The sequence below is a fragment of the Acinetobacter stercoris genome (assembly GCF_900323515.1).
Classification (GTDB): Bacteria; Pseudomonadota; Gammaproteobacteria; order Pseudomonadales; family Moraxellaceae; genus Acinetobacter; species Acinetobacter stercoris.
Genome location: NZ_OOGT01000178.1, coordinates 1 through 8660 on the forward strand (window position 1 = coordinate 1; position 8660 = coordinate 8660).

The 8660-nt window shown below is 38.7% G+C and carries 7 protein-coding genes; 6 read left to right on the plus strand and 1 reads right to left on the minus strand.

All coding sequences use genetic code 11. From position 1 onward, the window contains the following. The first annotated feature begins 444 nt into the window (after positions 1–444). Entirely contained in the window at positions 445–3363 is a 2919-nt protein-coding gene (locus KPC_RS15380; RefSeq protein WP_121975238.1) for an autotransporter domain-containing protein, read from the plus strand. A gap of 131 nt (positions 3364–3494) precedes the next feature. Here KPC_RS15380 and KPC_RS15385 read toward each other — a convergent pair whose 3' ends face one another. Further along, positions 3495–4403 (minus strand): LysR substrate-binding domain-containing protein, encoded by a 909-nt coding sequence (locus tag KPC_RS15385; protein ID WP_121975239.1) that lies wholly within the window; start codon positions 4401–4403, stop codon positions 3495–3497. Positions 4404–4529: 126 nt separating this feature from the next. Here KPC_RS15385 and KPC_RS15390 point away from each other — a divergent pair, with 126 nt between their 5' ends. The 5 genes from KPC_RS15390 to KPC_RS15410 all read left to right on the plus strand — a co-directional run bounded on the left by KPC_RS15390 (position 4530) and on the right by KPC_RS15410 (position 8605). After that, positions 4530–5432, plus strand: coding sequence for an NADP-dependent oxidoreductase (locus KPC_RS15390; RefSeq protein ID WP_121975240.1), 903 nt, complete (start codon positions 4530–4532; stop codon positions 5430–5432). Between the two features lie 42 nt (positions 5433–5474). Then, positions 5475–6389: an SMP-30/gluconolactonase/LRE family protein gene (locus tag KPC_RS15395; RefSeq protein ID WP_121975241.1), complete on the plus strand. Its 915-nt coding sequence runs from the start codon at positions 5475–5477 to the stop codon at positions 6387–6389. Positions 6390–6407: 18 nt separating this feature from the next. Further along, on the plus strand, positions 6408–7202 hold the full coding sequence (locus KPC_RS15400) for an SDR family NAD(P)-dependent oxidoreductase (protein ID WP_121975242.1): 795 nt from the start codon (positions 6408–6410) through the stop codon (positions 7200–7202). Between the two features lie 126 nt (positions 7203–7328). Next, positions 7329–7826 carry a VOC family protein gene (locus KPC_RS15405; protein WP_121975243.1) on the plus strand — a complete coding sequence of 166 codons (498 nt, stop codon included), beginning with the start codon at positions 7329–7331 and terminating at the stop codon, positions 7824–7826. A 26-nt stretch (positions 7827–7852) separates the two neighbouring features. Then, the gene (locus KPC_RS15410; RefSeq protein WP_121975244.1) at positions 7853–8605 is read left to right on the plus strand and encodes an SDR family NAD(P)-dependent oxidoreductase; all 753 of its coding nucleotides are present in this window, start codon (positions 7853–7855) and stop codon (positions 8603–8605) included. The last annotated feature ends 55 nt before the right edge of the window (positions 8606–8660 follow it).

An 8660-nucleotide genomic window follows, 5' to 3' on the forward strand; every position in this document is an offset into this window, starting at 1 on the left:
AATGTTATAACATTACATATAAGATTGAAAATTTATTTATACGTTCGATGAAGTAAGAAACTTGTTTTTGTGTTTTTGATTAAAAATCAATAAATACAAATATATGAAAATCAATAGAAACTCTAAATCTGCTGATTGTGGTTAGAAAATCTATATATTTGATCGTCAATATTGTTTTTTGAGAACTTATATTTTTCTCGTGAAAATTAGAATTATTTTTTAATGATTAATCAACTCACAGTACTTTACTGCGATTATTGTTGATCATGTCTCAAAAGATTAGGTTGGATATTTCGAGGAAATTTACCTGTAATTTTATTTCAGGTGTGCCATTGTAATTTGAAATTTTTAAATAAATATAATTAATTCATATGGTTGTAATATGCTGTTCATAATAATCAATTAAATTGATCACCTTTTAAATAATTATCGATTTTGTACACAATGAAGCTTTCTACACTTACATTAAGTTTTTTAAGTCTCCTTTATGCAAATACATCTATGGCTTTGGTTGATATTGATCAGACCAAAGAGAGTATAAAAAAACAAAGAAATCAGTGGTTTTCTCATTTAAGTGAAAATGTTGTGACTAAAATACCCGAACAAGGTTCAAAAATAGCAGAGTGGGATAGGCAGGTAAGTAACGAATATAAAAAGATCTCAGGGGAACGTCGAAAATTAGCTGAAGCTGATAAAAACCAGTCACACGCATATGTCTATGACAGTTTTGTCGAAAAAATTTTGGGGAAAAATACGACAAATGTGGACCTGGAGCATGATCAGTCGTTTAACAAGATTACCGCATTATATAAAGAAGCAACTTATGCCTATGATGAAAAGACAAAAAAAACAAGAAGTATAGATTTTATTCTGAAAGATCGATTTGGTCGGGGCAGACCCTATCAGGTGATTGATAAAAATGGAGAATATTTAAAAGATTATACGGATATCGTCGGTTCATCATTTCCCAGCGGGCATACTTTTAATGGATTTAGAGAGGCTGTTCCATTGGCAATGCTGTTTCCTGAAAAGGGCAGTGACATTTTTGCAAGAGCGATCGAGTATGGGGAAAGTCGTGTCATCGTTGGTGCGCACTTTGGCACGGATACCATTGCTTCACGGGTTTTGAATTATCATACGATGGCACAAATACTTGCAGATGACGATCTAAGCAAAATATTTGTTCATCTTGCCAGAGATACACGAAAGAATATTGCCAACGTATGTCAGAATAATATTAAAAACTGTCTGGAGAGCAGCACAGCTTCGCAATATAAAGAGGAGACAGGGTACTATGCTAAAAAAGATCCGACACAGGTTGTACGGATTCTGCCGAACGAAATGCCTCACTCAGCAGCTTATTTATTACGCTTAAGATTTCCATATTTAAGCACTGCACAATGGCAAAGTATTTTGGCAAGTACTGCTTATCCCAGCAATTCACTTGCGGGCTGGAATATCAAAAAAGATGACCCAGATTCATATTGGGGTGTGATCAATTTGCCTAAAGCGTACAATGGACCCTCTTATTTTTATGACACTTTTGTCGTAAATCAGAATAAAAATAATCAAAGTTATGATCTTGCAGGTTTCACAGAATGGGATGTCTGGAAAAATGATATTAGTGGATCAGGGAAACTCATCAAAAATGGTGAAGGTATTTTAACTTTAGCAGGTAATGATTCATTTGCTGGCGTTGAAGTTAATCAAGGAACGTTAACGATTGCAGGGAATAGCCATTATCTTGAAAAATCTGCGGTTAATGGTGGAACTCTAGCAGTCCAGGGTACGTTAAATTCTGCTGTCGATGTTAATAGCAACGGGACATTGGCATTGATGGCAGGCAAGATTGATTCCGCAGTGTCAGTCAATAATCAAGGTATTCTGGTTGGAAATGGTCATATTGCCAAATTAAGAATAAACGCTGGTGGAACAGTATCTCCAGATGCATCTTCTATCGGAACTTTGACTATATTGGATAATGTAACATTCGACAAAAACTCAAATTATCATGTCAATATTTCTCCTGATGGTCGTAGTGACTTTATTCAAAGTTTAGGTTCAGCAACTTTGCATGGCGGGAGTATCAAAGTTTCTCTGGAGAGCGCAAAAAACCTTTTATCAGAAAAAGAAGTAAGAAGTTTAACTGGATCAAAATATAAAATTCTGACTGCGGAAAAGGCAATTACAGGTAAATTTGATCTTACTGAACCCAATTATATGTTTGTTGGAACTCGCCTTGATTATGATCAAAATCAGATCCTGCTCAATATTGGACGAAATGATAAACCTTTTGCCAGTGTTGCAAAAACAGATAATGAAAAAGCGGTTGCTATCGCAGTTGATCAACTCGCGCAAGGTCATCCTGTTTTTGAAAGTATTCTAAAATCACGCTCTGAGCGTGATGCCAGACAGGCATTTCAAGCGCTGACAGGACAAATACACTCGGACATTGCTTCTGATCAAATTAACACCAGTCGACTATTTACAGAGGCATGGAACAATCAACTTCGTTTACAGCAACCAGAAAAAGACAATCAAGCAACAAGCTGGCTTAGACTGGTACGAAACTGGGAGCGCTCATCGACTGATCAAAATGCTTCTGGATACCATGCAACTACGGATGGTGTTTATTTCGGGCTAGATGCTCCATTGATAAATGATGCCCTAAAACTGGGTGTAGCAAGTGGTTATACGCATTCATCATTATCAGGTAATCATGCTAGCGCGAGCAGTGACAATTATCATTTGGGACTATATGCTGGAATGCAGTTGGAAAACTTTGCACTGAGAACTGGTGCGAGTCACATCTGGCATCGCATTGATACATCCCGCTCAGTTAATTATGATGCTCAGTCCGATCGAAATACTGCCAAATATGATGCGCATTCAAATCAGGTCTTTACTGAAGCTGCTTATACGATAAAAACCGATAAAGTCAATTTTGAACCTTTCGCCCATGTTACATATATAAATTTTGATCGAAATAATATTCGTGAACATGGTGGAGCGGCTTCTTTGTCAGGCAAAAAACAGTATATCGATACAACGTTATCTACAGTAGGGTTACGTGCCGAGAGTTCATTTAAAGTTTCTGATTTATCGGATATTCAGCTACGTGGTGAACTGGGGTGGCAGCATTATTATGATGATCTGGATCGAGCAACCCGTCTCAATTTTGGAACTGACCATGCTTCATTCTTGGTTAAAAGTGTACCTGTTTCACGAGATGGTATGCTGATCAAAGTCAGTTCAGACATGGTTGTAAATAAGAATATGCAAGTGTCTTTGGGGTATGAGGGGCTTGTTTCAGATCATTATAAAGATAATAGTGTGAATGCTCATCTGATCTGGAAATTTTAAATAATCTCTCTGCAATTATGATTTGATGATTTACAAAGCCTTATTTTATAAAATAAGGCTTTGTTTTTAGAAAGCAGTAAAAATCTAAAATTAAAATCCAGCCAGTTTCCAGTTATAGCACTATAAAAATACTATCGTAAATGTACAGTTTTATCTTTTAACCAGTCCAATAGGTGCCGCACCGCAGGACGCATCCCTCGTTGTCCTAAATGTACAGCATGAACCATACTTTTCGGTGATTTTAAATCCAGATCAAGTTTCATTAAACGTCCCAAAGCGATGTCATTTTCAACGTAGATCAATGGAATCATAATCATTCCCAGACCATTTAGAGCTGCGCTTCGCATCATGGTCATATCATCAACGATCAGACGGGGTTTTACTTTGAGGTTAACATTTTGTTGATCTTGGTTGACCATTTGCCAATGGGTAATACCACTTGTACCTTTCCAGGTGATAATTGGAATGTTTTCTACTGTTTCTGCCAAAGTGTCTTTAATTTTATTTTGCCAAGTTGGGTGAACAACTAGGCAAAGCTCCATACGTGCTAAAAAAACAGGAACATAATCAAGAGGGTAATCCATTTCAGTTCTTGCCCGAATGACAAAATCAAAGCCTTCGTTATGAATATCTACTTGGCGGTTAGTCGCTTCAATATGTATACAAACTTTACGATACTGTTGCATGTATTTCAGGATTTCTTCGCTAAAGTTATAAAAGTGTAGTAAAGACGGAGGTATTGCTATTTTCACCAGACCACTGGGTTCAACCTGTTGGCTTTCCAGCATGGAAAATGTTTCATCTAACTGGTTGAAAATCTCCAGACTTCGCTCATAAAGAATTTGACCTTGCTCAGTTAAACGGAAGCTACGCGTACTCCGCTCAATTAAGCGTGCACCGATGTCTTGCTCAAGTTGAGAAACATTTCTGCTTAGCGTAGCACGGGATTGTCCCGTGATTTTATGTGCTGCAGAAAAGCCTCCTGCACTGACGACATCTTTAAATATTTTTAAGCTATTTAAATCATTTATGTTTTTCATATACTGCTTATTAGTATCAAAAATGGAATAGTGTGGTCAAATATTAACTCTTCTCATCTAATTTGTACACTTTATAATGCATATGTATCCAATATGATTTATCAATATTTGTTCAAGGAATAAGAAATGAAAAGTACAATTTTAATCGCACAGAAATATGGTCAGGCAGATGTTCTGGAATTTATTACCAATGAATTGCCACCATTATCTGCTGGAATGGCACGTATCCATGTAAAAGCTGCTGGTATTAATCCAATTGATGCACGCCGTATGACAGGTGAGTTTAAGCACTCTCCGATGCCTCAAGCATTTGGTACTGAGTATGCAGGTGTGATTGCTGAAATTGATCCAAATAATGGAATATGGTCAGTGGGTGATGAGGTTCTGGGTTCAGGTGGTGCATTTACACATGCCACTGTGATTGATGTTCCAATTACAAATCTGGTTAAAAAACCTGCAAATCTAAGTTGGGCTGTTGCTGGTACGTTAGCGGGTGTCGGTCAAACAGCGATGACTATTATTGATGAAATGGGACCTGCAAAATCATTATTAGTACATGGTGGTTCTGGTGGCGTAGGTTCGATTACCATTCAATTAGCAAAAGAAAAAGGTATTGATGTCGTTGCGACAGCATCTGCGAGCAATCAGGACTACATCCGTGATTTGGGCGCAACTCCAGTTGTGTATGGAGATGGTCTTATCGAGCGCCTTAAAGAAATCCATCCAGAACCATTTGATGCTTCTATTGATCTGGTTGGAAATGAAGATGCGACACAAGCGTCTTTGGCAACTGTAAAAAGTAACGGGTTTATGGGTTCTACCGCAGGTAAACGTCTTTCATCATCAAAAATACAAGCAGTCTGGGTGAAAAAGAAACCTTCAAATTTAAAATATGTGGTTGAACGTGTTGCTGATGGTCGCTTTAGCTGGGTTGTAAGTCGTGAGTACCCGTTCGCTCAAGCTCAAGATGCCTACAGAGATATTTTAGTTGGTCATACCAAAGGAAAAAGTGTGCTTATTTTTGATTAAGCCAAGATCATTTAAATTATTTCAATAATATAGGTGTCCGACATGAAACTTGAAGTATTTGCTGAAAATCTGGATTTCCCTGAAGGTCCCATTGCACTAAAAGATGGTTCAGCCATTGTGGTTGAACTTAAAGGTCAAGATCTTAAACGCTTATATCCAGATGGTAAGGTTGAAATTATTGCCAAAGTACAGGGTGCACCAAATGGTGCTGCTCTAGGGCCTGATGGAGTGATTTATGTCGCCAATAATGGTGGCATGTCATGGGAAGAGTCCGATGGACTTATTGCACCAGGTCCACAACCAGAGGACTTTATTGGTGGTCGAATTCAGACGATCAGTCCTGATGGCACAGTTAAAGATCTATATACGCATTATGAAGATGGTCCTATTTTAGCCCCCAATGATATTGTGCTCGATGGTCAAGGCGGTTTTTATTTTACTGATCATGGTCAGCGCCGTGATCATGAGATGGATCTTGGTTCTTTGAGTTATGGGCGTTTGGATGGCAGTCTCGTAAAACGCTTGGTATCTCCATTATTTACTCCCAATGGTGTCGGGCTTTCTCCAGATGGCAAGCGTGTCTATGTCTCAGAAACGATTACTGGCCGTATCTGGTGGTGGGAAGTAACAGCAGCGGGTGAATTAAACCTTGAAGGTCATGGTGCGCATCTATTGGCTGGCTTGGGCGGCTTTACATTCTTCGATTCTCTGGCTGTTGATGCTGAAGGTAATGTCAGTGTTGCAACAATGCCTAAAGGTGGTATCACCACTATCTCTCCTGAAGGTGAAGTGATTGATTTTGTAGAGGTTCCACTACGTGATCCGACTGTAACCAATATTTGTTTTGGTGGTGAGGATATGCAAACAGCATATATTACAGCATCAGGAACTGGTCGCTTATACAAAGCAGACTGGCCACGCCGTGGATTGAAACTCCACTATGCAGATGAATTATAAAATATCGAGGATAAGAACATGTCAGACAATACACAATTTAAAGATAAAGTCGTTTTAGTTACTGGTGCAAGTTCAGGTATAGGTAAAGCTGCAGCACTTGAATATGCACGACGTGGTGCAATTGTTGTAGGTGCAGCAAGAGGTGCAGCTGAAGAACTAGAAGCTCTGGCAAAAAAAGAAGGTTTGAATATTAGCTATTTGCAAGCAGATGTTAGTGTCGAGGCAGATGTTGATCATTTAGTCTCTACGATTGTTGAAAAACATGGTCGTCTGGATATTGCATTTAATAATGCAGGTATTTCAGGTGTTCATGCACCAATTGTCAATGCCGAACTTAAAGACTGGGACCGAATCATCGCAGTGAATTTAACCAGCAACTTTTTGTTGATGCGTGCAGAAACTAGACAGATGTTAAAGCAAGGTTCAGGTGCTATCGTGAATACATCTTCAATTGGTGGGTTGACAGGTGCATCAAATCTGGCTGCATACGCGGCCTCAAAATCAGGCTTAATTGGTCTAAGTAAAGTGGTTGCAATGGAATATGCCCGATTCGGTATACGTGTAAATGTTGTTGTGCCTGGCTATACCATTACCCCAATGACTGACAAAACCTCGACTATTATTTCCAATTTCAAAGAGCATTCTGAAGAAGCGACTCCAATGCATCGTGGAGCAGATCCTCTGGAAGTTGCACATTTGGCACTTTGGCTTAGCTCAGATGAAGCGTCTTTTGTGACAGGGCAGGTTGTTGCTGCAGATGGCGGCTACTTGCTTAATGGTATGCCTTTAGTTGAAAAACCTGAAATTCTTTAACAAATAAAGTTAACAAATAAGTGCTGAATATTCTTGAACTTGTGCATGTCTGAACTTTAGTCAAATGGTTCAGAGCATGCACAAGAAAAAATCGAAAAGATATTCTAAGCAAATGGAGATATCACAATGAGTCATGTTGAAAGTAAAATCGAAAATAGTTTTTTTGCAGAAAATTTAGTATCAGGACCTTATGAACGTCTATTTTTAGAACCAGGTCAAGAACAGCAATATATACGAAACTACATTGACTTTCTGGACGGCCGAATCGAATATGTATTTAGAATCGAAGAGTACTACAATCTGATGGTGGTTGGTCTTCAGTCAGCACTTGGGCATGTCTCGCTTGTCGTATTAGAGCCAGAATATGTTGCCAAGCTACCTGATTTTATTCAAAACACAAAAATCATGTTTGTAGTAGATGACATTGAAGCGGTTTATCGTAAAGCTGAAAAAAATGGTATCCCTATTTTACAAAAACGTACGCCAAATATTATGGGTGCTCAAGGACGTTTAGAGCTTGCTCCAGGTTATATCATTGAGTTGGCTGAGGCAACCAATAAAGAATTGTTTAACCCGGATATTGATGCTTTGGGATTACCACCAGCACGTAAGATCATCAAGTAATCGAGATTTAAATTAGGATTGAGCAAATGACCAATGAAAATCAAGTGTTGTCTGGAAAAGTTGCTGTGGTTACAGGTGGGTCAAGATCAATAGGCGCATCTATTGCGAAAAAACTGGCAGATCAGGGGGCGACTGTAGTCATTACCTACAATAGCTCTCCAGAAAAAGCCATTGCTTTGGTGGATGAAATTCAGTCCAGTGGTTCTAAAGCATTAGCCATACAGGCTGATGCAGCTAATCCTGAAGCAGTCCGCAGCGCAATTTTAGAGACAGTTCAAACCTTCGGTGCTATTGATATTCTGGTTAACAATGCGGGTATCAGTATTACTGGTGATATTGAACAGCTTGATTTTGCCGATTATGAAAAAATGATTGCAGTGAATGTCACAGGTGTTTTTGTTGCTACACAAGAAGCTGTTCGACATATGACGTCTGGCGGCCGTATTATTCATATTGGTTCTTCCATGACAAAATATTCTGCATTTGCTACGGCTTCTTTATATACCTTGACCAAAGGTGCAATTAACGGTTTTACAAAGAGCTTGGCTAGAGATTTGGGGCCAAGAGGAATAACTGTAAATACAGTGCTTCCAGGGTCTACCGATACTGACATGAATCCAGAAAATGGTGGTGTAAGCAGTCTTGTTTTACCGACAATTGCACTTGGTCGATATGCAAAAGCTGAAGAAATCGCAAATGTTGTTGCTTTTATTGCAAGTCCAGCAGCATCGTATATGACTGGTTCAGAAGTTTTGGTTGATGGTGGTCATACAGCCTGATTAATGATCTATAGAAAAAGCGCATATGCGCTTTTTCTATTATAAAATGATAAAT